21 protein-coding genes, 1 tRNA gene and 1 pseudogene are annotated in these 22,944 nt (G+C 65.8%); 15 read left to right on the top strand and 8 right to left on the bottom strand.

The annotated features are described in order from the left end of the window. Positions 1-4 precede the first annotated feature (4 nt). From AX681_RS09675 to AX681_RS09665, 3 genes and pseudogenes are all read left to right on the top strand, one after another. Positions 5-3,189: pseudogene (locus AX681_RS09675) on the top strand (efflux RND transporter permease subunit). Next, complete coding sequence (locus tag AX681_RS09670; RefSeq protein ID WP_066656554.1) at positions 3,186-4,640, top strand: efflux transporter outer membrane subunit; 1,455 nt, start codon at positions 3,186-3,188, stop codon at positions 4,638-4,640. The pseudogene AX681_RS09675 and the gene AX681_RS09670 overlap by 4 nt, the downstream one beginning before the upstream one ends. Before the next feature lie 180 nt (positions 4,641-4,820). Further along, positions 4,821-5,177 (top strand): hypothetical protein, encoded by a 357-nt coding sequence (locus tag AX681_RS09665; protein ID WP_066656555.1) that lies wholly within the window; start codon positions 4,821-4,823, stop codon positions 5,175-5,177. Positions 5,178-5,334: 157 nt separating this feature from the next. Here the strand turns inward: AX681_RS09665 and AX681_RS09660 are convergent, their stop codons facing one another. The 4 genes from AX681_RS09660 to hspQ form a co-directional block, all read right to left on the bottom strand. Next, positions 5,335-5,889 carry a GNAT family N-acetyltransferase gene (locus AX681_RS09660; protein ID WP_066656556.1) on the bottom strand — a complete coding sequence of 185 codons (555 nt, stop codon included), beginning with the start codon at positions 5,887-5,889 and terminating at the stop codon, positions 5,335-5,337. A 171-nt stretch (positions 5,890-6,060) separates the two neighbouring features. Continuing rightward, the gene (gene rpmA, locus AX681_RS09655) at positions 6,061-6,330 is read right to left on the bottom strand and encodes a 50S ribosomal protein L27 (protein WP_066656557.1); all 270 of its coding nucleotides are present in this window, start codon (positions 6,328-6,330) and stop codon (positions 6,061-6,063) included. Between the two features lie 13 nt (positions 6,331-6,343). After that, a complete protein-coding gene (rplU, locus tag AX681_RS09650; RefSeq protein ID WP_066656559.1) occupies positions 6,344-6,712 on the bottom strand; it encodes a 50S ribosomal protein L21 in 369 nt (122 codons plus the stop codon). A 291-nt stretch (positions 6,713-7,003) separates the two neighbouring features. Next, on the bottom strand, positions 7,004-7,384 hold the full coding sequence (hspQ, locus tag AX681_RS09645; RefSeq protein WP_066656561.1) for a heat shock protein HspQ: 381 nt from the start codon (positions 7,382-7,384) through the stop codon (positions 7,004-7,006). A 132-nt stretch (positions 7,385-7,516) separates the two neighbouring features. Here hspQ and AX681_RS09640 point away from each other — a divergent pair. Next, positions 7,517-7,606: transfer RNA gene (locus tag AX681_RS09640), tRNA-Ser, on the top strand. A 113-nt stretch (positions 7,607-7,719) separates the two neighbouring features. On the opposite strand, the gene ctrA is transcribed toward AX681_RS09640, so the two are convergent. Further along, a complete protein-coding gene (ctrA, locus tag AX681_RS09635; RefSeq protein WP_066656563.1) occupies positions 7,720-8,427 on the bottom strand; it encodes a response regulator transcription factor CtrA in 708 nt (235 codons plus the stop codon). A 331-nt stretch (positions 8,428-8,758) separates the two neighbouring features. Here ctrA and AX681_RS09630 point away from each other — a divergent pair, with 331 nt between their 5' ends. Beyond that, on the top strand, positions 8,759-11,737 hold the full coding sequence (locus AX681_RS09630) for a TonB-dependent receptor domain-containing protein (protein ID WP_066656565.1): 2,979 nt from the start codon (positions 8,759-8,761) through the stop codon (positions 11,735-11,737). Positions 11,738-11,804: 67 nt separating this feature from the next. Here the strand turns inward: AX681_RS09630 and AX681_RS09625 are convergent, their stop codons facing one another. Beyond that, positions 11,805-12,707 (bottom strand): LysR family transcriptional regulator, encoded by a 903-nt coding sequence (locus tag AX681_RS09625; protein WP_066656568.1) that lies wholly within the window; start codon positions 12,705-12,707, stop codon positions 11,805-11,807. A 121-nt stretch (positions 12,708-12,828) separates the two neighbouring features. On the opposite strand from AX681_RS09625, the gene AX681_RS09620 reads away from it, so the two are divergent. The 9 genes from AX681_RS09620 (at position 12,829) to AX681_RS09580 (ending at position 20,531) form a co-directional block, all read left to right on the top strand. After that, entirely contained in the window at positions 12,829-13,527 is a 699-nt protein-coding gene (locus AX681_RS09620; RefSeq protein ID WP_066656571.1) for a pirin family protein, read from the top strand. A gap of 85 nt (positions 13,528-13,612) precedes the next feature. Continuing rightward, positions 13,613-14,215, top strand: coding sequence for an NAD(P)H:quinone oxidoreductase (wrbA, locus tag AX681_RS09615; RefSeq protein WP_066656575.1), 603 nt, complete (start codon positions 13,613-13,615; stop codon positions 14,213-14,215). Between the two features lies 1 nt (position 14,216). After that, positions 14,217-15,005, top strand: a complete 789-nt coding sequence (locus AX681_RS09610) for a DODA-type extradiol aromatic ring-opening family dioxygenase (protein ID WP_066656582.1) — start codon at positions 14,217-14,219, stop codon at positions 15,003-15,005. Positions 15,006-15,088: 83 nt separating this feature from the next. Beyond that, the gene (locus tag AX681_RS09605; protein WP_066656584.1) at positions 15,089-17,248 is read left to right on the top strand and encodes a putative bifunctional diguanylate cyclase/phosphodiesterase; all 2,160 of its coding nucleotides are present in this window, start codon (positions 15,089-15,091) and stop codon (positions 17,246-17,248) included. A 47-nt stretch (positions 17,249-17,295) separates the two neighbouring features. Next, a complete protein-coding gene (locus AX681_RS09600; protein WP_066656586.1) occupies positions 17,296-17,982 on the top strand; it encodes an RluA family pseudouridine synthase in 687 nt (228 codons plus the stop codon). After that, a complete protein-coding gene (gene arfB / locus AX681_RS09595) occupies positions 17,972-18,376 on the top strand; it encodes an alternative ribosome rescue aminoacyl-tRNA hydrolase ArfB (protein WP_066656588.1) in 405 nt (134 codons plus the stop codon). Before AX681_RS09600 ends, arfB begins: the two co-directional genes overlap by 11 nt. Positions 18,377-18,419: 43 nt before the next feature. Continuing rightward, positions 18,420-18,851: a hypothetical protein gene (locus tag AX681_RS09590; protein ID WP_066656589.1), complete on the top strand. Its 432-nt coding sequence runs from the start codon at positions 18,420-18,422 to the stop codon at positions 18,849-18,851. A gap of 39 nt (positions 18,852-18,890) precedes the next feature. Beyond that, the gene (locus tag AX681_RS09585) at positions 18,891-19,376 is read left to right on the top strand and encodes a GAF domain-containing protein (protein ID WP_066656591.1); all 486 of its coding nucleotides are present in this window, start codon (positions 18,891-18,893) and stop codon (positions 19,374-19,376) included. A gap of 261 nt (positions 19,377-19,637) precedes the next feature. Next, on the top strand, positions 19,638-20,531 hold the full coding sequence (locus tag AX681_RS09580; protein WP_066682159.1) for an RcnB family protein: 894 nt from the start codon (positions 19,638-19,640) through the stop codon (positions 20,529-20,531). A 3-nt stretch (positions 20,532-20,534) separates the two neighbouring features. Here the strand turns inward: AX681_RS09580 and AX681_RS09575 are convergent, their stop codons facing one another. Together AX681_RS09575 and AX681_RS09570 are read right to left on the bottom strand one after the other, a co-directional pair. After that, on the bottom strand, positions 20,535-21,851 hold the full coding sequence (locus AX681_RS09575; protein WP_066660943.1) for a M28 family peptidase: 1,317 nt from the start codon (positions 21,849-21,851) through the stop codon (positions 20,535-20,537). Positions 21,852-21,857: 6 nt separating this feature from the next. Continuing rightward, positions 21,858-22,313 carry a universal stress protein gene (locus tag AX681_RS09570; RefSeq protein ID WP_066660944.1) on the bottom strand — a complete coding sequence of 152 codons (456 nt, stop codon included), beginning with the start codon at positions 22,311-22,313 and terminating at the stop codon, positions 21,858-21,860. A gap of 142 nt (positions 22,314-22,455) precedes the next feature. Between AX681_RS09570 and AX681_RS09565 the strand changes: the two genes are divergently transcribed. Then, the coding region (locus AX681_RS09565) for a biotin/lipoyl-containing protein (RefSeq protein WP_156456068.1) at positions 22,456-22,944 on the top strand (489 nt) is incomplete at its 3' end.

The raw sequence follows: 22,944 nt of genomic DNA, 5'->3' as shown, positions 1-22,944 counted from the left end.
TTCCATGAAATTCCCCCATTTCTTCATCGACCGACCGATCTTTGCGGCGGTGCTGTCGATCCTGATCGTGATCGTCGGCGCCATCGCCTATCCGTCGCTGCCGATCGCCCAATATCCCAACATCGCGCCACCGACGGTGGTGGTGACCGCCGCCTATCCGGGGGCGAGCGCCGAGACCGTCGCCGAAACCGTTGCCGCGCCGATCGAACAGGCGATCAACGGCGTCGACAACATGCTCTACATGACGTCGTCGTCGACCGGGAATGGCCAGACCCAGATCACGGTTGCGTTCAAGCAGGGCACCAATGTCGATCAGGCACAGGTGCTGGTGCAAAACAAGGTGGCGACCGCCGAGCCGCGCCTGCCCGAGGATGTCCGCCGCATCGGCGTGACGGTGAACAAGAGTTCGCCCGACTTCCTGATGGTCGCGTTCTTCACCTCGCCCGACAACAGCCTCGATGTTCAATATATCTCCAACTACGTCACGCTGCAGGTGCAGGACCGCATCGCGCGCATTCCCGGTGTGGGGCAGGCACAGGCGTTTGGCGGGCGCGACTATAATATGCGCGTGTGGATCGACCCCGGCCTTGCCGCTGCGCGCGACATGACCGTGGACGAAGTGGTCAACGCGATCCGTGGCCAGAATGTCCAGGTCGCCGCCGGTACCGTCGGTGCGCCGCCATATGGTAATGCAAGCCCGGCGTTCGAGCTGGGCGTCCAGACCAAGGGCCGCCTGACCACGACCGAGGAATTCGGATCGATCGTGGTCAAGCGTGATGCCGCCGGTCGCCTGACGCATCTGCGGGACGTTGCCCGCGTCGAACTCGGCGCGCAGGACTATAATTTCAACGGCTATCTGAATGACAAGCGCGCGGTGGGCGTCGGTATCTTCCAGCTGCCGGGCTCCAACGCGCTGGCGACCGCCGATGCGGTCAAGGCCGAGCTGGACAGCCTGGCCAAGGATTTCCCGCCAGGGATGAAATATTCGATCGACTACAACCCGACCGAATATATCGCTGAATCGATCACGGCGGTCGAGCACACGTTGATCGAGGCGCTGGTGCTGGTCGTGCTGGTGGTGCTCATTTTCCTCCAGAGCTGGCGCGCGGCGGTGGTGCCGATCGTCGCGATCCCGATCTCGCTGGTCGGCGCGTTCGCGGTGCTGCTGGCGTTCGGCTATTCGCTCAACACGCTGTCGCTGTTCGGTCTGGTCCTTGCCATCGGCATCGTCGTCGACGACGCGATCGTGGTGGTCGAGAATGTCGAGCGACTGATGGAAGAGGAGGGGCTGTCCCCGAAGGAAGCCGCGCACAAGACGATGGACGAAGTGTCGGGCGCGATCGTCGCGATCAGCCTGGTGCTGGTCGGCGTGTTCGTGCCGACGATGTTCATCCCGGGCATTTCCGGGGCCTTCTACCAGCAGTTCGCGATCACCATCGCCTCGGCGACGCTGATCTCGGCGTTCGTGTCGCTGACGCTGTCGCCCGCGCTGTGCGCGCTGGTGCTCAAGCATAAGGGGCATCACAGTGAGCCCGCGCCGGGCTGGCGCGGCCTGCCCGCGCGCGCCGGGGCGGCGTTCAATCGCGGCTTCAACCGGCTGTCGGAGAACTATGGCAAGCTCACTGCGAAGCTGGTGCGCATGCTGATGGTCGTGGGCGTGGTCTATGTCGCGCTGATCCTCGTCGCCGGCTGGCGCTTCACGTCGACCCCATCGGGGTTCATCCCGCCGCAGGATCAGGGCTATTTGATCGGCGCGGTGCAGCTGCCGCCGGGGTCGTCGCTCAACCGCACCGACGCCGTCGTACAGCAGGCGATCAAGGAGGCGCGCAAGCTGCCTGGCGTCAAATATGTCGTCGGCTTTGCGGGTCTGGACGGCGCGAGCTTCTCGACCGCGCCGAACACCGGCGTGCTGTTCTTTGGCCTTGCCCCGCATGCCGAGCGTGATGCGACCGCGGACGAGATTCAGGGTGCGCTCTATGGTGCGCTCGCCCCGATCAAGGGTGGCGACATCCTCGTCATTCCGCCGCCCCCGGTTCCGGGCATCGGCACCGGCGGCGGGTTCAAGATGATGATCCAGGACCGCGAAGGCCTTGGCTATAACGCGCTGGCGCAGTCTGCCTTTGGCATGATGATGGGCGCGAACCAGCAGGAAAGCGTCGCGGGTGCCTTCACGCTGTTCAACACCGGCACCCCGCGCCTGACTGCGGATGTCGATCGTGAGCGGGCGGAGCGCATGGGCGTGCCGGTGTCCAACGTCTTCTCGACGCTGGGTGCCTATCTCGCTCGTCCTATGTCAACGACTTCAATTATCTGGGACGCACCTTCCGCGTGACGGCACAGGCCGACGCACCCTATCGCGACGATGCCACCGACATTCAGGGTCTCAAGACCCGATCGGCGTCAGGCGAGATGGTGCCGATGAGTTCGGTGATGACGTTGAAGAACGACAGCGGGCCGTATCGCGTGGTGCGCCACAACCTCTACCCGGCGGCCGAATTGCAGGGCGATTCAAAGCCCGGCTATTCGACAGGCCAGACGCTCGACGCGATGGAGGCACTTGCGGCGCAGACGCTGCCGCAGGGGATGAGCTTCGAATGGACCGAACTGGCGCTGGAGCAGAAATCTGCCGGTAACACCGGCGTGATCGCCTTTGGCCTGGCGGTGGTGTTCGTCTTCCTGCTGCTCGCTGCGCTCTACGAGAGCCTGGTGCTGCCGCTGGCGGTGATCCTGATCGTGCCGATGTGTCTGCTTGCCGCGATCCTGGGCGTCAACGCGATGGGGATGGACAATAACATCCTGACGCAAATCGGCCTGGTGGTGCTGATCGGGCTGGCGGCGAAGAACGCGATCCTGATCGTCGAATTCGCCCGCCAGAACGAGGATGCGGGCATGGACATGTTCGAGGCAGCGAAGCACGCCGCGAGCCAGCGCATGCGTCCGATCGTGATGACGTCGATCGCCTTCATCCTCGGCGTGCTGCCGCTGGTGATCGCGAGCGGGGCGGCGGCGGAGCTGCGCCAGGCGCTGGGTGTCGCGGTGTTCTTCGGCATGATCGGCGTGACGATCTTCGGCCTGATCTTCACCCCGGCCTTCTACGTCATCAGCCGCAAGTTCGGCATCTGGGCGAGCGCGCAGAGCGCCCGGTTCCGCAGCAAACCCCATGACCCCGTGACGGAGCCTGCAGCATGAAGCGCCTTTTCATCATGAGCGCGAGCGCGGCGCTGCTGGCGGGCTGCGCGGTCGGTCCGACCTATCAGCGACCGGAAACCGCGCCGGCCGCCGCCGCAGCATTTGTCGATCCCGGCATGACCAAAGTCTCGCCGGGTGTGGTCGAGGGCGAATGGTGGCGGCTGTTCAAGGATCCGGTGCTCGACCGGCTGGTGGTCGAGGCGCTGACCTACAACACCGACATTCGCCAGGCATCGGCGAACCTGAAGCGCGCGCGCGCGATCCTGTCGGAATCGCGTGGCGCGCGGCTGCCGGGGACCAGTGTGAGTGCGGGCTATACCCGGTCGCGCACCGGGGCGGAGAGTGCGCAGGGCGCATTGCCGCCGGGCGTGGACGGGGTCGAGGGCGATTTCTTCCAGACCGGGCTGGACGTATCCTATGAGGTCGATCTGTTCGGCCGCGTGAGCCGATCGATCGAGGCGTCGCGCGCGGATGTCGATGCCGCGCAGGCAGCGCTCGACGGCGCGCGCGTGGCGATCGCGGCGGAGACGGCGCGGACCTATGCCGCCGCATGCGGTTTTGCCGCTCAGGCCGCGGTCGCGCGCGAGACGGTGCAGCTCCAGAGCCGCACGCTCGACCTGACCCAGCGGCTGTTCGACGCCGGGCGCGGCACGATCCGCGATGTCGACCAAGCGCGCGTGCTGGCCGAGAATGCCCGCGCGCAGGTGCCGGCGTTCGAGGCGGAGCGGCGCGCGGCGCTCTATGCGCTGGCGACGCTGACCGGCAAGCCGCCGGCGGAGCTGGACGGACAGGCCGAGGCCTGCGCGACGCCGCCGGGCGTCTCGGCTCTGATCCCGGTCGGCGACGGCCAGGCCCTGCTCGCGCGCCGCCCCGATGTGCGTCAGGCCGAGCGGCAACTTGCGGCGGATACCGCGCGGGTGGGTGTGGCGACCGCCGCGCTCTATCCGTCGATCACGCTGGGCGGTTCGGTGTCGCTGGGCGCGCAGAATATCGAGGATCTGGGCAAGAGTTCATCGTTCAACTTCTCGCTCGGGCCGCTGCTCAGCTGGAACTTCCCGAACCTGACCGCCGCGCGGGCGCGGGTTCGCCAGGCCGAGGCCGGGGCGGAGGGTTCGCTGGCGGCGTTCGACGGCACGGTGCTGACCGCACTGCGCGAGGTCGAACAGGCGCTGGCCCGCTATTCGGGCGAGATCGAGCGCAACGTTGCGCTGCGCCGCGCCGATGCGTCAGCAACCAACGCCGCGCGGATCGCGATCCTGCGGTTCGAGGCGGGGCGTGACAGCCTGCTCCAGCGGATCGACGCCGAGCGCGAGCGGGCCGGGGCGCGGGCTGCGCTGGCTCAGTCCAACGCGGCGCTCGCGGAGGCGCAGGTTGCGCTGTTCAAGGCACTCGGCGGTGGGTGGGAAACCGCGCCGGATGCGGTGCGGCGCGAGGCTGCTGCCGCCAACTGAAGTCCAGAGTTTCGGGCGGAGCCGTGTTGCGTAACTGGCTCCGTCCGATCGTTTCAGGTGAGTGCCAATCCCAAGCCCCTCCCCTTCAGGGGAGGGGTTGGGGTGGGGCCTATCCTCTGGGCGAACGCTTGGAGGTAGTCCGTCATTGCGAACCACGGTGGCCGCTGGCAGTATCCGGCCATGGCTATGCGGCGGCGCGAATTTTGGAAATACGCTGAAGAGCGCTGGCCGTTGCTTCACAATCTGATGGTCGTCCACTTCAATGAGGACTTCAACATCGATTTTGGGTCGCTTGAGGGTGCGATGAGGGCCGCCACGGCTGGCGGTTCCGTTGAACATCGAAAGGCTATCATTCGAGAATGGCGCGATTGGAATGCGTCCGAGGGTATCAAGGACGATGTCAGGCCATTTCTGCATGACGGTTTTGGTGTGGCGGTGCTTCTGCGGAAGCCAATCGATGGCCGCAACTTTATGAACCGAGTTTATGATGAGCTGATAGCTGGAGTTCGCGCGGAAGTTGGTAAAGCGTGGGAGTGACGGCCCACCCCGGAGTTTGAGACGTCCGTCGAGACCACCTCAGCCGTCGGATGCTTTGCATGGAATGCAGTCTCGGTGAGACTTAGACGCCCCACCCCAAGCCCTCCCCCTGAAGGGGAGGGGCTTAAGAGGCAAAGGGGAGGGACTTTTTAGAACCTCACGCCGCCATTCGGTCGCACGGGTCGGTGCAGTCCGACTCCGACAGGCGTTGTTCGAACTCGACCGTCACATCCGCGCCGCCGCGACCCAGCGAGTGGCGCTGCACCGTCCGGCCCGTCGGGCGGAAGCCGAGCTTGCGCAGGACGCGGCCCGATGCCGGGTTGTCGGCGAAGTGGCTGGCGGTGAGGGCCGGGACGCGCAGCGTGCGGGCGATGTCGATCACCGCGCGGCCGGCCTCGGTCGCATAGCCGCGACCCCAGGCTTCAGGCGCGATCCAATAGCCGAGCTCGACGCCGCCGCGCTCCATCCGGTCCAGCCCGATGCAGCCGACGATGCGGCTGATGCCGCCATCCAGCGCGCAGATCAGGAAGACGGGCAGGTCGCTCGCCTTGCGCTCGATCATCAGAAATTCTTCGGCGTCGCTCACCGCATAGGGCCAGGGGGCGCGGCTGAGGTTGCGGACAACCTCGTGATGGCCGATCGCGCGCGCCAGTTCGGGCGCATCCTCGATCCAGCCGGGCCGCAGCATCAACCGCTGTGTACGTGCGAACATCTTACTCTCCTCGCGGACCCGCCGATGCCCCGGGTTAATGACCGGAGCGCGACAGTTGGGGTGGGGAGGGAGCAATAAAAAAGGGAGACCGGGGTGACCCGTCTCCCTTTTGCGGTCTCCAGATGTGGAGACCCGGGTCACCCTGGCGGGCAACCCGGATGGTCGCCCAGCTTATTCGGCCGCAGCCGCAATCATATCTACCGAGCAGAATTTGCGACCGAGCTTGCCGTCGTGGAATCGCACGCGGCCGTCGGTAAGCGCAAAAAGGGTGTGGTCCTTGCCGATGCCGACATTGACGCCCGGATAATACTTGGTCCCGCGCTGACGCACGAGGATGTTGCCGGCAATGGCGACTTCGCCACCGAACTTCTTGACGCCGAGACGCTTGGACTGCGAGTCGCGACCGTTGCGCGAAGAGCCGCCTGCCTTCTTATGTGCCATTTCGGATTACTCCTTACGCTTCCGCGGCCGCCGGGGCATCGCCCTCGGTCGCCTTGGCCTTAGCGGCCTTCTTCTTGGTCTCCTGCGCACCGATGGCGGTGATCTTCAGGATCGTGTGGTTCTGGCGATGGCCGTTCTTGCGGCGATAATTGTGCCGACGGCGCTTCTTGAAGACGATGACCTTCTCGCCCTTCTGCTGGGCGACGATCTCGGCCGAAACGGTCAGGCCGTCGGTCGACTTCAGATCCGAACCTTCGCCAGCGAGCAGCACGTCACCCAGGGTGATCGTCGAACCGGCTTCGCCGTCGAGCTTCTCGACGACGATCTTGTCTCCTGCGGCAACGCGATACTGCTTGCCGCCCGTGCGCACGATAGCGAACATGGGCCTCATCTCAATTTCAAAAGCATGTGCCCGCGCAGGACAAGCCCGGCGGGAGGAACGGCGCGGTTATGGGATTCGGGGGCGGAAGTCAACCGCTATGCGCCGCTTTGGGGTGGGGCGGCTCGGGACCTTCGCCATCTCGTCACCTCGGACTTGTTCCGGGGGCCACTCTGCCTGTCCTCCGACCCTTCTGGCTCTTTCACCGGGGATTGCCTTCCGGTGGACCCCGGAACAAGTCCGGGGTGACGAAGGGCTGGGGGAAACCGGAGTGAAAAATTGCTGGCGGCGATCCTAATGCCGGTGCTCGCGCTTCAGCTTGTACCGCCCGCCATCCAGCTCGTCGAACAGGCCTCCAATCGCCGGATGGTCGACCGGTTCGTCACTGTCGTCGGCGACCAGATTCTGCTGGCTGACATAAGCGACATAGCTCGACTCGGCATTTTCGGCGAGCAGGTGATAGAAAGGCTGGTCCTTGCGCGGGCGGACATCTTCCGGGATCGCCTCATACCATTCGTCGGTATTGGCGAAGACCGGATCGATATCGAAAATCACCCCGCGAAAATCGAACAACCGGTGCCGCACCACATCGCCCAGATTGAAGCGCGCGTGCGCAACGGGCGGGAAGGGGACGCCGGCAATCGCCAGATCGAGCGGGTCGGAGGCGTTGGTCATGCCTTTAATCTAATGCGCTTTCGCGTTCGCACAAGAAGCGTGCGCAAGGCGCTTGCAAGCCCGCGAACCTTGGTCTAGAGGCCCCCGCTCGACCGGACGGAGCGGCATGTGCATGCCCTGCGGACCCCTCGCGGAGAGGTGGCAGAGTGGTCGATCGCGCCGCACTCGAAATGCGGTTTACGGGGAACCGTAACGTGGGTTCGAATCCCACCCTCTCCGCCACTTATTGCTTTCAGATCAGCCGCTTCGCCACGCTGCCTTGCGCGCGCATAAAGAAAGGGCCGCGTCATCCCCCCGGATGACGCGGCCCGCTTGCCCCACGCAACGAACGTGTGTCAGGCGACGGCGCTGACCGCGCCGGCCGCTTCCTCGGGCTCGCGCAGCACATAGCCGCGGCCCCAGACGGTCTCGATGTAGTTCTCGCCCTCGCACGCCATGCTGAGCTTCTTGCGCAGCTTGCAGATGAAGACGTCGATGATCTTGAGCTCGGGCTCGTCCATCCCGCCATAGAGGTGGTTAAGAAACATTTCCTTGGTGAGCGTGGTGCCCTTGCGGAGCGAGAGCAGCTCCAGCATCGCATATTCCTTGCCGGTCAGATGGACGCGGGCGCCGTCGACTTCGACGGTCTTGGCATCCAGGTTGACGGCGAGCTTGCCGGTGCGGATGACCGACTGGCTGTGGCCCTTGCTGCGGCGCACCACAGCGTGGATGCGGGCGATCAGTTCTTCGCGGTGGAAGGGCTTGGTGACGTAATCGTCGGCGCCGAAGCCGAACGAGCGGACCTTGCTGTCCATTTCGTTGATGCCCGACAGGATCAGGACCGGCGTCTGCACCCGCGCGACACGCAGCTTCTTGAGCACGTCATAGCCGTGCATGTCGGGAAGGTTCAGGTCGAGCAGGATGATGTCATAGTCGTACAGCTTGCCCAGATCGAGCCCTTCCTCGCCCAGATCGGTGGTGTAGACATTGAATCCCTCGGTCGCGAGCATCAGCTCGATGGCCTTGGCGGTCGTCGGCTCGTCTTCGATCAGCAGCACGCGCATCGGCTGATTTCCCCTATGCCGGTTGCAGGCCCCCTGTGGCGCACAACGCGACTGATTCATTAACCTAAGCTGGTATGAAGGCAAAAGGTTAATTTTGCCCTAACCGGCCTGACTCCACGAGTCGCGGGCGATCGGGCGGGTCTCGACGGCATTGTGCGACCGGCGTAAAACCCCTGAAAGCCTGTCAAGATCAACATGGAGCAATATAGCCACGGGTTATAGCCCTGGCCGATATTTTGCATTTGCTAACTGCGGATATGCGTGATTAATTTCGCGGTTTCCGGCGAAGCCGACACAAAAATGCGCGCTGGATCAAAAAGGGGGTTGGGGTATGAAGTTCAAGACCGCATTGTTCGTGACGGCGTGCTGCATCGCGGTTCCGGCATTCGCCCAGGATGCACCGGCACCGTCGTCGGGCGAACAGGAAAGCAGCGAGCGCGAGGTGCTAATCACCGGTTCGCGGATCAAGCAGGACCCGAACAAGAGCGCGCTCCCGCTGCAGATCGTGACGCAGGAAGAGATTGCGCGCAACGGCATCACCAGCCCTGAGCAGCTGGTCGCATTCCTGCCGACCAACGGGTCGGGCGCGGACAATCTGGCATCGAACGCCGACGTGACGACCGGGGCGCAGCGTGGCACCAACGGTCTGTCCGCCGCCAACCTGCGCGGGCAGGGATCGGCCGCGACGCTGGTGCTGCTGAACGGTCGCCGTGTCGCGGCGCACGGCCTGTCGGGCTCGGCAGTGGACGTCAACCAGATCCCGTTTGCTGCGATCGAGCGCGTCGAAGTGCTCAAGGACGGTGCGTCGGCCATCTATGGCACCGACGCAGTCGGCGGCGTTATCAACTTCATCACCAAGAAGACGTTCCAGGGCGTGTCGGTCAGCGGCTATGTCGACGTGCCGGAAGCGGGCGGCGGTGAAATCTACCGCATCGGCGGCGTGGCCGGCTATGGCGATCTGAGCGAAGACGGCTTCAACATCATGGCGGCGGTGTCGTACCGCTGGAACAAGATCCTGCGCGGCGAAGATCGCGATTTCGTCAACGGGAACCAGCCTAATCGCGGCCTGTCGATCGACACGCGCGGCACGCCGATCGCGACCGTGTTCAACATCGGCGCGAACGCGAACCAGAACGCAGGCGGCACGCTGCTCGGACCGGCCACCGGTTTCCCGACGCTGGCGATCACTGGCCCCAATGGCGCAAATATTGTCGGCGGCGGCATCAACATCCTCGACCTGCCCGGCGGTGGTGGCTGTAGCTCGTTCGACGGTGGCATGGCCTATGACGAGCAGCTGTGGAACAACCCGGCGGCGGTCTATGCCTGCGCCTGGGACACGGGTCGCGCGGCGGTGATCCAGCAACCGATCGAGACGCTGACCTATTATGGCCGCGGCGTGGTGCGCATCGGCGGGTCGCACGAACTGTCGGTCGAGGTGACCGGCTCTGACGCACACTCGGCCAAGAGCTTCAGCAACGCGCAGCTGTCGGCGAACACGACCAACCTCAACATCGCCTATCCGCGCAACCCGACCACGGCGGCGACCTATGACGCGGTGGTGAACGCGATCCGCGGAATCATCACCGATCCGACGCAGCTCGCCAATTTCAACGCGCGTGCGGCTGCGCAGCTGCCGATTTCGTATCGCTGGCGCTGCGGCGCGTGCGGTCCGCGCGAATATGTGACCGACACCAAGACGTTCCGCGCAGCGCTCGGCCTTGAAGGTCCGCTGTTCGACGGGTGGGACTATCGTGCAGGCGCGAGCTACGCCAAGAGCGAGAGCGCGTCGGTGCTGGGCGGCGGTTACTATTATCGCGGTACGCTCGCCAACGGTGCCTATGACCCGCTGGCACCGCAGGTCGCGGGCGCACCGGCCGGGTTCCGTGGTCTGGTCGGCGTGATGAACAGCGGCCTGATCAACCCGTTCAGCCTGACGCAGACGGCGGCGGGCCTCGCCGCACTCGAATCGGTGTCGGCGCGCGGGGCGACGCTGTATGGCGGCCAATATGAGGTGAAGCAGTTCGACGCGTCGGTGTCCGGCTCGCTCTTCCCGATCTGGGGCGGCGATGTGCGGATGGCGGCAGGCGTCGACTATCGCCGCGAAACCTATTCGTTCAACGGGTCGGAGGCAGCTGCGGCGACCGCGCCGGTGATCTTCCTGGCCGCATTCGATAACGTCAACGCGCTGACGCCGAAGAGCCGCGACGTGAAGGCGGCCTATGCCGAAGTGCTGGTGCCGATCCTGGAGCAGCTCGAGGTGACCGGCGCGCTGCGTGTCGACGATTATACGGGCTTTGGCACCACGACGAACCCGAAGGTGTCGGTCAAGTTCCAGCCGTTCGAACAGCTGATGTTCCGCGGTTCGTTCAACACCAGCTTCCGCGTTCCGACGTTCAACCAGATTTTCAACGGCATTACCCTGTCGCCCTATTCGGGCAGCGATCTGGCGGACCCGGTGCGCTGCCCCGGCGGTGTCCCGACCAGCGCGTTTGGCAGCGGCCTGCCCTGCGCACAGATCCGGCCGGAAATCGCGACCGGCGGTCTGCCCAACCTGCAGCCGGAAACCGCCAAGCAGTTCAGCGTCGGCGGCGTGCTGACTCCGTTCCGCGGGTTCAGCCTGTCGGTCGACTGGTGGTCGATCGCGGTTGACGACACGATCCAGCTGCTCACGCTGCGCCAGCTGATCGACAATGCGGCGCTCTTCCCGGATCGTTTCATCCGCAATCCGACCACGCAGGATGTGGTCCAGATCGACCAGCGCTGGATCAACGCCGGTTCGCGCCGGACCCAGGGTCTGGAGTTCGCTGCACGTGGCCAGTTCGATGCGCTGGGCGGCACGTTCAGCGCGGGCCTCGATGGCACGCTGTTGCTCCAGAAGAAGGAGAAGCTGACGCCGACCTCGGCTTATGGGCCGAGCCTGATCGGGGTGTTCACCTTTGCCGGCGACCTGGGCAATGAGTGGAAGCACAACGCCTATATCGGCTATCGCACCGAGGACGTCAGCTTCACGCTGAGCCAGATCTTCCGCTCGGGCTACAAGAACCAGGCGCTGCCGGGTATTGCGGCAGGGACGGTCACGCGTCCCGACTACAACCCGTATGTCGATGATTACATCATCTATAACGCGTCGATCAGCTTCACGGGGTTCAAGGGCTATACCTTTACCATGGGCGTGAAGAACCTGTTCGACACCGATCCGCCCTTCGCGATCACCTACGACGGGAACACCGGTGCGGGCAGCTCGTGGGAGCCGCGCGTTGCCGATCCGCGCGGGCGTTCGTTCACGATCTCGGCCGAGGCAAGGTTCTAAGCCGGGCGATCCCATACCCAAGCATGGGCCGGTCTGCAGCGATGCGGGCCGGCCCTTTTTTTTGGGTTCAGGCGCGGCTGCAAAGGTTGCGGAAGCGCTGCGAGAGGAAGTCGATCACTAGTTCCACGCGCGCCGGACGCAGCGTGCTGGGCGGGGTGAGCAGGTGGAGCGCGACGTTCATCGGTGACCAGTCGGCGAGGATTTCGACCAGTCGCCCCTCGGCCAGCTCGCGATCGATGATGAAATCGGGCAGGCGCGCGATGCCGAGCCCGGCGAGCAGCGCCGGCATCATTGCGTCGCCATTGTCGGTGGTCAGCGGCCCGGCCGGTCGCACCGCCGCTTCCTCGCCATCGGCCTTGCGAAACTGCCAGGCACCGATCGCATTGGCATAGAGAAAGCAGGCATGGTGGGCGAGGTCGGCCGGATGGCGTGGCGTGCCATGTTGCGCGAGATAGGATGGGGCGGCGACGACCCGCGCCTTGATCGGGCACAGCCGACGCGCCCGCAGCGAGCTGTCGGGCAGGTCGGCGATGCGCAGCGCGATGTCGAACCCGTCGGCGACGATGTCGACGCGGGCATCGGATAGCCTCAGATCGATCTGGATGCCGGGATGTTCTGCGATCAGTTCGGCAATCGCGTCGGCGACGAAGCGGATGCCGAAGGTGATCGGCGCGGCGATGCGGACCAGCCCCGACGGTGCCTTGGCAGAGTCGATCGCCGCCTCTTCCGCTGCCTGCGCTTCGGCCAGGATGCGCCCGGCGCGTTCGGCGAGCGCGGTGCCACTGTCGGTCAGCGTCAGGCGGCGCGAGGTGCGGTGGAACAGCGCGGTGCCAAGCTGCGCCTCCAGCCGGGCAATCGCCTTGGACACGGTCGCCTTGCTCACCCCGATCGCACTGGCTGCCCCGCTGAACGAGCGATGCTCGACCACGCAGGCGAAGATTGCCCAGGCTTCAAAGTCCGGCAGGCGCATTTTGTCTGGCTCCGCGTTTCTGCACTGGCGGCACCATAAATGATGAAACGATCCGTTTCAAACGTTTCCATTTACGAGCGTCATCCCGATCCTATTTTGAGCCTCAAGCAAGGAGGTTCCGATGATCGAGAAGCGCGCGTTCGAAAGCCTGGGCCATGCCGATCACGGGTGGCTCAACGCACGCCATCACTTCAGCTTCGCCAACTACTATGATCCGGCCCGCATGGGCTGGGGCGCGATCCGTGTCTGGAACGATGACGAGATCGGTCCGAACAGTGGCTTCCCGCCGCACCCGCACAAGGACATGGAGATCATCACCTATGTCCGCACCGGCGCGATCACGCACCAGGACTCGATGGGCAATACCGGCCGTACCGGCGCCGGCGACGTCCAGGTGATGAGCGCGGGCACCGGGGTGCGGCACGCCGAATATAACCTTGAGCCGGAAACGACCACGCTGTTCCAGATCTGGATCATGCCCCGCGCCAGCGGTGGCGCACCCAGCTGGGGTGCCAAGCCGTTCCCCAAGGGCGAGCGCTCGGGCAAGTTCGTGACGCTGGCGAGCGGCTATGCCGAGGACAGCGATGCGCTCCCGATCCGCGCTGACGCCCGCGTGCTCGGCGCGACGATCAAGGCCGGTGAAAGCGTCACCCACAGCGTGGGCGAGGGGCGGCATGCCTATCTCGTCCCCGCAGTCGGCAAGATTACCATCGACGGCGAACCCTTCAATGCCCGCGACGGCGCCGCGCTGAGCGGTGGCCAGACGGTCACGATTACCGCGATCGAGGACGCCGAAATCGTTCTGGTCGATTCCAACTAACCGACCCCCCGGAGCGGTCCGCGAACCTCCCCCTCCCAAGGCGGGCCGCTCCACCCCCATTCAGTTCCAATCAAGGAGACACACCGTGACCAAGGTTCTGGTGCTTTACTACTCGTCCTACGGCCATATCGAAGCGATGGCCGAAGCCGTTGCCGAGGGCGCACGCTCGGCTGGCGCGACCGTCGATATCCGCCGCGTGCCGGAGACAGCGCCGGAGGCGGTGGTCAAGGCCGCCGGCTTCAAGGCCGACAGCGCGCATCCGGTGATCGAAGGCCCGGACGCGCTCAAGGACTATGACGCAATCATCGTCGGGTCGCCGACCCGCTTCGGCCGCATGGCAAGCCAGATGGCGAGCTTCTGGGATACCGCTGGCGGCGTCTGGTATCAGGGCGCGCTGCACGGCAAGGTCGGTGGTGCCTTCACCTCGTCGGCGACCCAGCATGGCGGCAACGAGACGACGCTGTTCAGCATCATCACCAATTTGCTGCATTTCGGCCTGACCATTGTCGGCCTCGACTATGGCCATGCCGACCAGATGAAGATCGACGAAGTGCTGGGCGGCGCACCCTATGGCGCGACGACTGTGGCGGGTGGCGACGGCAGCCGCATGCCGAGCGAGACCGATCTCGCCGGCGCGCGCTATCAGGGCCGCCGCATCGCCGAAGTCGCGACCAAGCTAGTCGCCTGACATGACGCGCGCCGTGCAACCCGCTCTGTTCGTGTCGCACGGCTCGCCGATGATCATGTTCGAACCCAGCCCGGCGCGGGATTTCCTCGCCGGGCTGGCGTCGCATGTGCAGCGTCCCGACGCGATCGTGATGATCTCCGCCCATCACGACATGGCGGAGGCGGTGGTAACGTCGGGCAGCGAACTGCCGACGATCCACGATTTCGGCGGCTTCCCGCAGAAACTGTTCGACTTGCGCTATCCGGCCAAGGGCGATCCCGCGTTGGCCGAAACGGTAGCGCAGATGGTGGCGGAGGCCGGGAACCCGGTGTTCCTCGACCCCGCGCGTGGGCTGGACCATGGCGCCTGGGTGCCGCTGATGCTGGGCTGGCCCGACGCCGATATCCCGGTGGTGCAGCTGTCGATCAGCAGCGCGCATCCGCCCGACTGGCACCACCGCATCGGGCAGGCGATCGCCCCGCTGCGCGCCCGCAATATCCTGATCATCGGATCGGGCAGCCTGACCCACAATCTCCGCGCGATCTTTGTCGAAGGGCGCAACCATGATGCGCCGGTGCCCGAGTGGGTGTCGGGTTTCGCAGACTGGATGAGCGAGCGGCTGGATGCCGGGGACACGGAGGCAGTGCTGCACGCCGTCGAGCGTGGCACGCATGGGCGCGCCAACCACCCGACGATGGACCATATCCTTCCGCTGTTCACCGCGATGGGCGCCGGAGGTAAATCTGCACGGCGGCTGCATCACAGCTATACCTATGGCGTGCTCGCGATGGACGCCTATCGCTTCGGTTAGCGCATTCACCAGTTCGAAACGGCTCCGTCACTATATTTCATCGGAAGCGCAGAACGCGCTGGACCGGGGAGCCGATAACCGACGTGCTGGGGGGCAGGGGGCGCGAACAGCGGAAGACGCAAGCGGATGGCGCGCGCGGCGCGCCACGGAGCAGCGCGCACGATATTCTGGGATCGGTCGAAACGCTCCGCACCAACTGGTTCTGGTCCACCGATGCCGATGGGCGCATCTCGTACATCAGCGAATGGCTGGCGGAGCAGCTGACGACATCGGGCGACGGGCTGATCCATCGCGAACTGACCGACATGTTCCGGGCCGAAGGGCTGGCGACCGACGCCAATGGCTCGATCGGCTATGCGATGGCGCGGCGCAAGGCGTTCCGCGCGATGAATGTGCGCAGCCCGATCGATCCGGAGGAGCGGATCTGGACGATATCGGGCACCCCGCAGCTCGATGCCAGTGGCATGTTCATCGGCTTTCGCGGCGTCGGTGCCGATGTCACTGCGATCGAGCAATCGGCGGGAGAGATTGCGCGGCTCGCCAGCTATGACACGGTGACGGGGCTGCGCAACCGGCGCGGCATGGCGTCGCTGGTCGAACAGGCGATCGCACGCGCGGCCGCCGCGCGCGAGCCGACGCCCTTTTCGGTGCTGCTGATCGATCTCGACCGGTTCAAGCAGGTCAATGACACGCTGGGCCACCCGGCGGGGGACCAGTTGCTGATCCAGGTCGCCGACCGGCTGAAGCGCGAAGTCGCCAATGCCGACTGCATCGGGAGGATTGGCGGTGACGAGTTCCTGATCGTCTTTCCGGATTGCCCGGGTGCCGAAGCGCTCGAACTGACGGCAGCGTCGATCATCGAGGGGCTGTCCAAACCCTATTTCCTCGGCGACAGCCGCTGCGTGATCGGCGCGTCGATCGGCATCGTGCGGTGCGAGGTCGGCGACGAGACGCCCGAGGCGATTTCGCGCAATGCCGACTTGGCGCTGTATGCGGCCAAGCGCGCGGGCAGGGGATGCGCGCGCTTCTTTACCAACGACATGGCCGAGGCGGCGAAGGATCGGCGGTCGGTCGAGCAGGATCTGCTCGACGCGCTCGACCGCGGACAACTGGAGGTCAATTACCAGCCGCTGGTGACGGCGGCGACCAACCGGGTGGCGGGTTTCGAGGCGCTGCTGCGCTGGAACCACCCCACGCGCGGGCGCATCTCGCCGGCGCTGTTCATCCCGATCGCCGAGGAAACCAATCTGATCGTCCGACTGGGCGAGTGGACATTGCGTCAGGCGTGTATGGATGCGGCAGGGTGGCCCGGCGAGCTGCGGGTCGCGGTCAATATCTCGCCGATCCAGTTCGCCAACCCCAATCTGCCCCAGATCGTCGTCAGCGCGCTCGCCGCGTCCGGGCTGCGGCCCGACCGGCTCGAGCTGGAGATCACCGAAAGCGTCTTCCTCGACTGCGGCGCGCAAGCCGACAAGATGTTCGAAACGCTGAAGAAGATCGGCGTGCGCCTGGCGCTCGACGACTTCGGCACCGGCTATTCCTCGCTCGGCTATCTGCAGAGCACGCCCTTCGACAAGATCAAGATCGACCAGAGTTTTGTGCGTGACGCGTCAAAACCCGGTTCGCGTAACAGCGCGATCATCTCCGCGATCGTCACCCTCGCCAATGCGCTGGGCATGGATACCACCGCCGAAGGGGTTGAAACGGTCGATCAGCTGGAGACCATGCGCGCATTGGGGGTCGGCCTCATTCAGGGCTATCTCTACAGCCTGCCGGTGAATGCCGAGACGGTCGCCAATGCGGTGGGCGGGGGCGAATGGGACATTCAGCCGATCGGCCCGGCCAAGCAGCGCGAGCATCGGCTGGCGACGTTCCGCCGGATCGGTGCGGTGCACGAAGACCATTATTACCCGGTGATCCTGCGCAACCTGTCGAGCACCGGCGCGCTGATCCAGGGGATCGTCGGAGTGCCGGAGGGCACGCGCTTCATCATCGATTTCGGCGAGCGGCGCTGGATGCTGGCGACGGTGCGCCGGTCGCATCATGACCATCAGGGGATCGAGTTCGACGAAGCATTGGTGCCGGACGGGCAGGGCGGGTTTCGCCCGCGTTATCAGGTGTCGGCGACGATGCTGACCCGCACAGGACTGGTGCTGCAGCGCCCGTCCGAGGGCGGCTCCGCCCAGCCGACCCATCGTGAAGTGCGGTTGGGGCTGCCGACCTTCGCGACATCGGGGGTCTGAGCCTTCGCGATTGCGCGGCGTGGCGGTTTCCCGCAAGGGGTCGCGTCATGATCCAGGATCACGTTCTTTTCATCGATGGTGAGGCAATCGTCATCGACAAGCCCGCCGGACTTCCGGTCGATCCGCCGCGCGACGGGTCGATCAGCCTGGAGAATCATCTCGGCAATCTGACCTTTGGCTTTCAGCGCTGGCCGACGCCGGTTCACCGCCTCGACCGCGATACCAGCGGCTGCCTGTTGCTGGCGCGCAATCCCAAGGCGCATGCGCGGTTCCAGCAGGCGTTCGAGGCGGGGCAGGTGACCAAGCGCTATCTGGCGGTGATCGACGGCATCCCCGATGCGCCGTCGGGGATGATCGATCTGCCGCTGATCAAGATTTCCAGCGCCGAGCGGGGCTGGCGCATGACCGGTAGTCCCAACGGCAAATCAGCGCGGACGCGCTGGCGGATGCTGGCGCAGAAGGATGGGCGGGCGTTCATCGCCTTCTATCCCGAAACCGGGCGCACCCATCAGATCCGCGTCCATGCCGCCGAGGGCCTTGGCTTTCCGATCACCGGCGACCCGGTCTATGGCGTGGCGAACGGGCGCAAGCTGATGCTCCACGCCGCGCAGCTGACCGTGCCGCGGCCGAGCAAGCCCGACATCCATGCCGAGGCACCGACCCCTGATGCGTTCCGCGCGTTCGGCTTTGCCGGCGGCCAGCCGCAGGACGAGCCGGGCGATCATGCCGATTGAGCTGCCCGACGCGGCGATCGTCGAGGAAAAGTTCCTCGCGGCGTCGGGCCCGGGCGGGCAGAATGTCAACAAGGTCGCGACCGCGGTGCAGCTGCGCATCAACGTGTTCGCGCTGGGTCTGCCGCCTTATGCCTATGCCAAGCTCAAGGAACTGGCGGGCAGCCGGATGACGTCGGGCGGCGAGCTGGTGGTGACCGCGCGCACGTTTCGCACGCAGGACGCCAATCGCGAAGATGCGCGCGCGCGGGTGATCGAACTCATTGAAAAGGCCCATGAGCGCCAAGCGCGGCGGGTGAAGACCAAGCCGAGCAAGGCCGCCAAGGCGCGGCGCGTGGACGAAAAAAAGGGGCGGTCGGCGATCAAGGCCGGGCGGGGCAAGGTTCGGCTCGACTGACTCCGCCGCGCAACGATCGCGCGGGTGCGTGCGTTGGCGTGGAATGATCCGATTGACCCTGATCCTTCCGCTCGCGCTGGTCGCGGCCTGTTCGCAGGAGCCGGTGCTCGACAATGTCACCCAGAATAACGCGCCGGAAATGGAGCCACTCAGCCTGCCCGATCCGGTTGCGACGACCCCGGCACCGGCGACCGCCAGCACCATTCCTGCCGCGTTTCACGGCGGGTGGAGCGCCAATGCGGCGGATTGCGGCAAGGGCGGCGATGTCACCCGGCTGACGATCGCGCCGGGCGAATTGCGCTTCTATGAGAGCAGCGCCGACGTGACGGGGGTGACCGGTGCCGGGCGGGAAATCCGGGTCGCTGCACGCTATACCGGCGAGGGCGAGACCTGGGAGGCGACGCGGACCTTCATCCTGTCCGCCGACGGCAACAGCCTGACATCGGACGGCATGACGCGCGTGCGTTGCCCTTAGGCCCTTGCATCGCGCGGCCGCCCACGCCACCTGCGGCGCATGTACAGCTTCGACATTGCCGCCGGTTCCAAGGCCGAACTTTATCGGGATCTGCACGCCGCGCTCGATGCGCTGACGGCGGGGGAGAGTGATGCGATCGCCAATATGGCGAACGCCGCGTCCTTGATCGACCAGTATCTGCCCGACCTCAACTGGGCGGGGTTCTACCGCAATGTCGGCGGCGAGCTGGTGCTCGGGCCGTTTCAGGGCAAGGCGGCGTGCATCCGCATCCCGTTCGGCAGGGGCGTGTGCGGAGCGGCCGCGGTAACGCGCACGACGCAGCTGGTCGAGGACGTTCATGCGTTTCCCGGCCATATCGCCTGCGATGCGGCGAGCAACGCCGAGCTGGTCGTGCCGATCGTGCACGACGATGTGCTGATCGGCGTCCTCGATCTCGACAGCCCGATCACCGGGCGCTTCGATGCCGAGGATGCGGCGGGGTGCGAGGCGTTGATGGCGCTGCTGGCTCCGCGTGTTGCGGGTTAGATTTTCAGCTTCGCTGAAGCGGCGCCGGCCCGCTCCCCCACCCGGCCACCCAACGGCATCGTATGTTATGGGTGACCGGGTGGGGGAGCGGGCCGGTGCCGCAAGCCTACAGGCAGCCTGAGCGCTGCCCCGCATTGGGACTTTTTTAACCATCGGGGGCGGTGGGATCGCTGCGCCGTCAGTGTTAAAACGCTGTAAAGAGGCGCGGTCCTTCTTCCCTGCTTGAATGGCCGCGTCTCACCAGAACAGTGAGTCGAGCCCATGCGTGTCCTGACCCTTGCCACCCTGTCGATCGCCGGACTCGCGCTTGCGACTCCCGCGCAGGCGCAGCGCGTGTGGCGCGACGGGCAGTGGGTGCAGCGCGAGCGCGAGCCCGTGCGCTATCCCGCGCGATCAGTACCCGCAACGCGGATCGATCCGCCGCGGACGACGCATAGCGGAGGCCGCTGGGGACCGATGATCGGCGGGCGCTGGCATGCCGGAACGCGCGCGCCCGGCGGATGGAGCGCCTATCGCCGCCCGGTGCGCGGCTGGACGCTGCCGAGCTACTGGATCGGGGGCGGCTTCTGGATCGACGACTGGTCGAGCTGGGGGCTGAGCCGCCCGCCTTATGGCTATGGCTGGCTGCGCTACTATGACGATGCCGTGCTGGCCGACCGCGATGGCCGGGTGTGGGACGCGGTGAGCGGCATCGACTGGAATGGCGGCGGTGGTGGTGGCGCGGCGAAGGCCTATGCCGGTGGTGGCTACGCATCTGCTGCGGCTGCAGGCGGCGGCGGTGGTGGTGGTGGCGGTTATGGCGCGCGCTATGACGCACCCGGTTACGACGATGATTATGAGGACGACCGCCCCGCGCGGCGACCGATCCCTGCTCAGCCTTACCCGGGGGGGTATGCTCCGCCGTCCTGCGCCAGTCCGTGCGGCGCGCAGGGCGGCGGCTATGCCCGCGGCTATTACGGCGGAAGCGGCTATTACATGGCCGGGCCAACCGTCACGACGATCGTGATCCAGTCGGGTGCGATCACCACGACCACCGTCACCGAAGAGGTGATCGAGGAGGTCGAGGAGGTGCGCACCTATCGCGCGCCGCTGAAGACCGTGCGGCGCTATCCGAGCAAGACTGTGCGGCGTTCGGTCAAGGGCTGCGACTGCTGAGCGTCAATTCCGTGGCGGTCTGGTCCCGAACGTCACGATGCTCTCGCTGCCATCCGCGGCGACCGACGATACGCCGATGAAGTGATCGTCCACGACGACGTCCTTCAGCACCGTTTCGGTCCGCCCGGCGACGCCGCGTACCTCGCTCCAGTTCTGCGTGTCGTTGCGGCGCCAATAGACCTTGTAGCCGCGCGCGCCGGGGACGGCGTTCCAGCGCACCCTGGTATCCGCGCTCACCGCGCCGTCTAGGACCACACTGGACGGAGCCGATGGTGCGTTGGCGAGGCGGCGGATCGTCGCGATGTTGAGCGCGGCAACCTTGGCCAGATAGGGGAAGTCCATCTTGTCGACCGTGTCGCCATAGACGCGACCCTTTTCGGTGCGCAGGTCCTGATGCTGCTGGTCGTAATTCTCGGCCGCGACTGAGAAGCGGACGGCGGGATAGCCGAGGCGTAGGAACGGCTCGTGATCGCCACCGCGCCCGAAACGGTCGGGGCGGCGGACGACGAATACGTCGAGCGCGTCCTTGTCCGACTCCCGCATCCCGTCCGCGACCTTGTCGATGGCCTTGGCCAGCGCGCGGCTGGGGCCGTCATCTTCGCCGCCATCGCCCCGTCGGCCGAGCTGGCCGGGCAGGTCCTCTGACGCGCGAATGCCTTCCGAAAACACTCGCACCCGGTCGGCGACGCGCACGCCATTCTGGCCGACGGTGTTGCCGACGATGTCGTTGTTGAGGACTGCGATCACCTCCCAGCCGCGCTCCTTCGCGGTTTCGGCGAGCAGCGTGCCGCCCCACAGGCCCTGTTCCTCGCCCGACAGCAAGGCATAGACGATCGTCGCCTTGTGCTTCGACTTGGACAGGATGCGCGCCGCCTCGATCACCAGCGCGGTGCCGGAGGCGTCGTCATTGGCGCCGGGGGCGTCGCTGGTGAAGTCCATCACGTCGCTGACACGCGAATCGATATGACCCTGCACGATCACGACCCGCTTGGGGTCCTCGCCCTGCTGGAAGCCGAGGACATTGACCACTTCGACCCCGTTCGGCGCGCGCGGGCCGGTGAAGGTACGGCCGATGCGCGCGACCTTGATGCACTCACCGCACGCCGCGCCAATCCGGTCGAGCTCCTCCGCGCCCCATTTGCGCGCCGCGCCGATGCCGCGCACCGGATCGTCGGGGGAGGAGAGCGTATGGCGCGTGCCGAAGCTGACCAGCTTTTCGACATCGGCCTTGAGCCGCTCGGGGCTCGGCGTGTCGGCGGGCTTAGTCTGGGCGGCGGCGGGGGCTGCGATCAGCAGCGCGGGGAGGATGAAGTGGCGCATAGATACTCAGCTTAGCCGGTCGATCGCCTCGCGGTCGAGGCTTCCCGGGATGATCATCAGCGGGACGGGCAGGATCGCCATGTCGCCGCTGGTGAAATGGGTGACGATCGGGCCGGGCTTGCCGCCGACTGCGGCGCCGAGGACCAGCGCGGCGATGTCGGGATTAGCTTCGATCCGCTCGCGGATGATCTTGGGTCCGTCGCCCTCGACCACGGTGATGCTGGGCTTCAGGCCCGATTCCTGGATCAGCGTGCCTGCCGCCCCAGCGACCAAAGCTTCGGCGCGCTGCCGCGCCTCTTCCTCGATCGTCGCCATTACGCCGCCCCACTGGACGAAGTCCGGCTTGGGAATCAGCGCGAGAATCTCGACCCCGCCGCCGGTCTTGACCGCACGGCGCGCAGCGAAGCGGAGCGCGATCTGTGCCTCGGGGCTTTCGTCGACCACGACCAGATAGGTACGCATGAAACCAGTTCCCCTCTCCGTTGGTCACAGGTGGTGACGCGTCGCGTCGCCAAGCGCAAGGGGCGGGGTTGACCCAAGCCGTTCATCGCGCAAGGAGGGCGCGAGAACCCACCCTTAAAGCACGACAGGATCCTCCCCACCCATGTCGATCGAAATCAAGATGCCCGCGCTGTCCCCGACGATGGAGGAGGGCACGCTCGCCAAATGGCTGGTCAAGGAAGGCGATACGGTCAAGGCCGGCGACCTGATGGCCGAGATCGAGACCGACAAGGCGACGATGGAGTTCGAGGCGGTCGATGAAGGCGTGATCGCCAAGATCGTCGTGGCCGAGGGGACCGATGGCGTGAAGGTCGGCACCGTGATCGCCGTGCTGGCGGGTGAGGGCGAGGACGCCGGTTCGGTCTCGGCGCCGAAGGCTGAGACTCCCAAGGCCGACGCCCCCAAGGTTGAAGCTGCCCCGGCACCGGCCACCGCTGCGCCTGCGCCCGCTCCGGCGGCTGCGCCCAAGGCGGATGGCGACCGCGTCAAGGCAAGCCCGCTGGCGCGCCGCATCGCCGCCGAAAAGGGCGTCGACCTGTCGGGCGTGAGCGGCTCGGGCCCGAACGGCCGTATCGTCAAGGCGGATATCGAG

Source organism: Sphingomonas sp. CCH9-E2, assembly GCF_001557215.1.
Classification (GTDB): domain Bacteria; phylum Pseudomonadota; class Alphaproteobacteria; order Sphingomonadales; family Sphingomonadaceae; genus Sphingomonas.
Note: the sequence above shows the minus strand (reverse complement) of the source record. Positions and strands in the feature narration are given on the sequence as shown.

Bases quoted from the DNA above. Each gene is read 5' to 3' on its own strand.
- AX681_RS09670 (WP_066656554.1), top strand. From the start codon at position 3,186: ATGAAGCGCCTTTTCATCATGAGCGCGAGCGCGGCGCTGCTGGCGGGC.
- AX681_RS09665 (WP_066656555.1), top strand. From the start codon at position 4,821: ATGGCTATGCGGCGGCGCGAATTTTGGAAATACGCTGAAGAGCGCTGG.
- AX681_RS09660 (WP_066656556.1), bottom strand. From the start codon at position 5,889: ATGTTCGCACGTACACAGCGGTTGATGCTGCGGCCCGGCTGGATCGAG.
- rpmA (WP_066656557.1), bottom strand. From the start codon at position 6,330: ATGGCACATAAGAAGGCAGGCGGCTCTTCGCGCAACGGTCGCGACTCG.
- rplU (WP_066656559.1), bottom strand. From the start codon at position 6,712: ATGTTCGCTATCGTGCGCACGGGCGGCAAGCAGTATCGCGTTGCCGCA.
- hspQ (WP_066656561.1), bottom strand. From the start codon at position 7,384: ATGACCAACGCCTCCGACCCGCTCGATCTGGCGATTGCCGGCGTCCCC.
- ctrA (WP_066656563.1), bottom strand. From the start codon at position 8,427: ATGCGCGTGCTGCTGATCGAAGACGAGCCGACGACCGCCAAGGCCATC.
- AX681_RS09630 (WP_066656565.1), top strand. From the start codon at position 8,759: ATGAAGTTCAAGACCGCATTGTTCGTGACGGCGTGCTGCATCGCGGTT.
- AX681_RS09625 (WP_066656568.1), bottom strand. From the start codon at position 12,707: ATGCGCCTGCCGGACTTTGAAGCCTGGGCAATCTTCGCCTGCGTGGTC.
- AX681_RS09620 (WP_066656571.1), top strand. From the start codon at position 12,829: ATGATCGAGAAGCGCGCGTTCGAAAGCCTGGGCCATGCCGATCACGGG.
- AX681_RS09610 (WP_066656582.1), top strand. From the start codon at position 14,217: ATGACGCGCGCCGTGCAACCCGCTCTGTTCGTGTCGCACGGCTCGCCG.
- AX681_RS09600 (WP_066656586.1), top strand. From the start codon at position 17,296: ATGATCCAGGATCACGTTCTTTTCATCGATGGTGAGGCAATCGTCATC.
- arfB (WP_066656588.1), top strand. From the start codon at position 17,972: ATGCCGATTGAGCTGCCCGACGCGGCGATCGTCGAGGAAAAGTTCCTC.
- AX681_RS09590 (WP_066656589.1), top strand. From the start codon at position 18,420: ATGATCCGATTGACCCTGATCCTTCCGCTCGCGCTGGTCGCGGCCTGT.
- AX681_RS09585 (WP_066656591.1), top strand. From the start codon at position 18,891: ATGTACAGCTTCGACATTGCCGCCGGTTCCAAGGCCGAACTTTATCGG.
- AX681_RS09580 (WP_066682159.1), top strand. From the start codon at position 19,638: ATGCGTGTCCTGACCCTTGCCACCCTGTCGATCGCCGGACTCGCGCTT.
- AX681_RS09575 (WP_066660943.1), bottom strand. From the start codon at position 21,851: ATGCGCCACTTCATCCTCCCCGCGCTGCTGATCGCAGCCCCCGCCGCC.
- AX681_RS09570 (WP_066660944.1), bottom strand. From the start codon at position 22,313: ATGCGTACCTATCTGGTCGTGGTCGACGAAAGCCCCGAGGCACAGATC.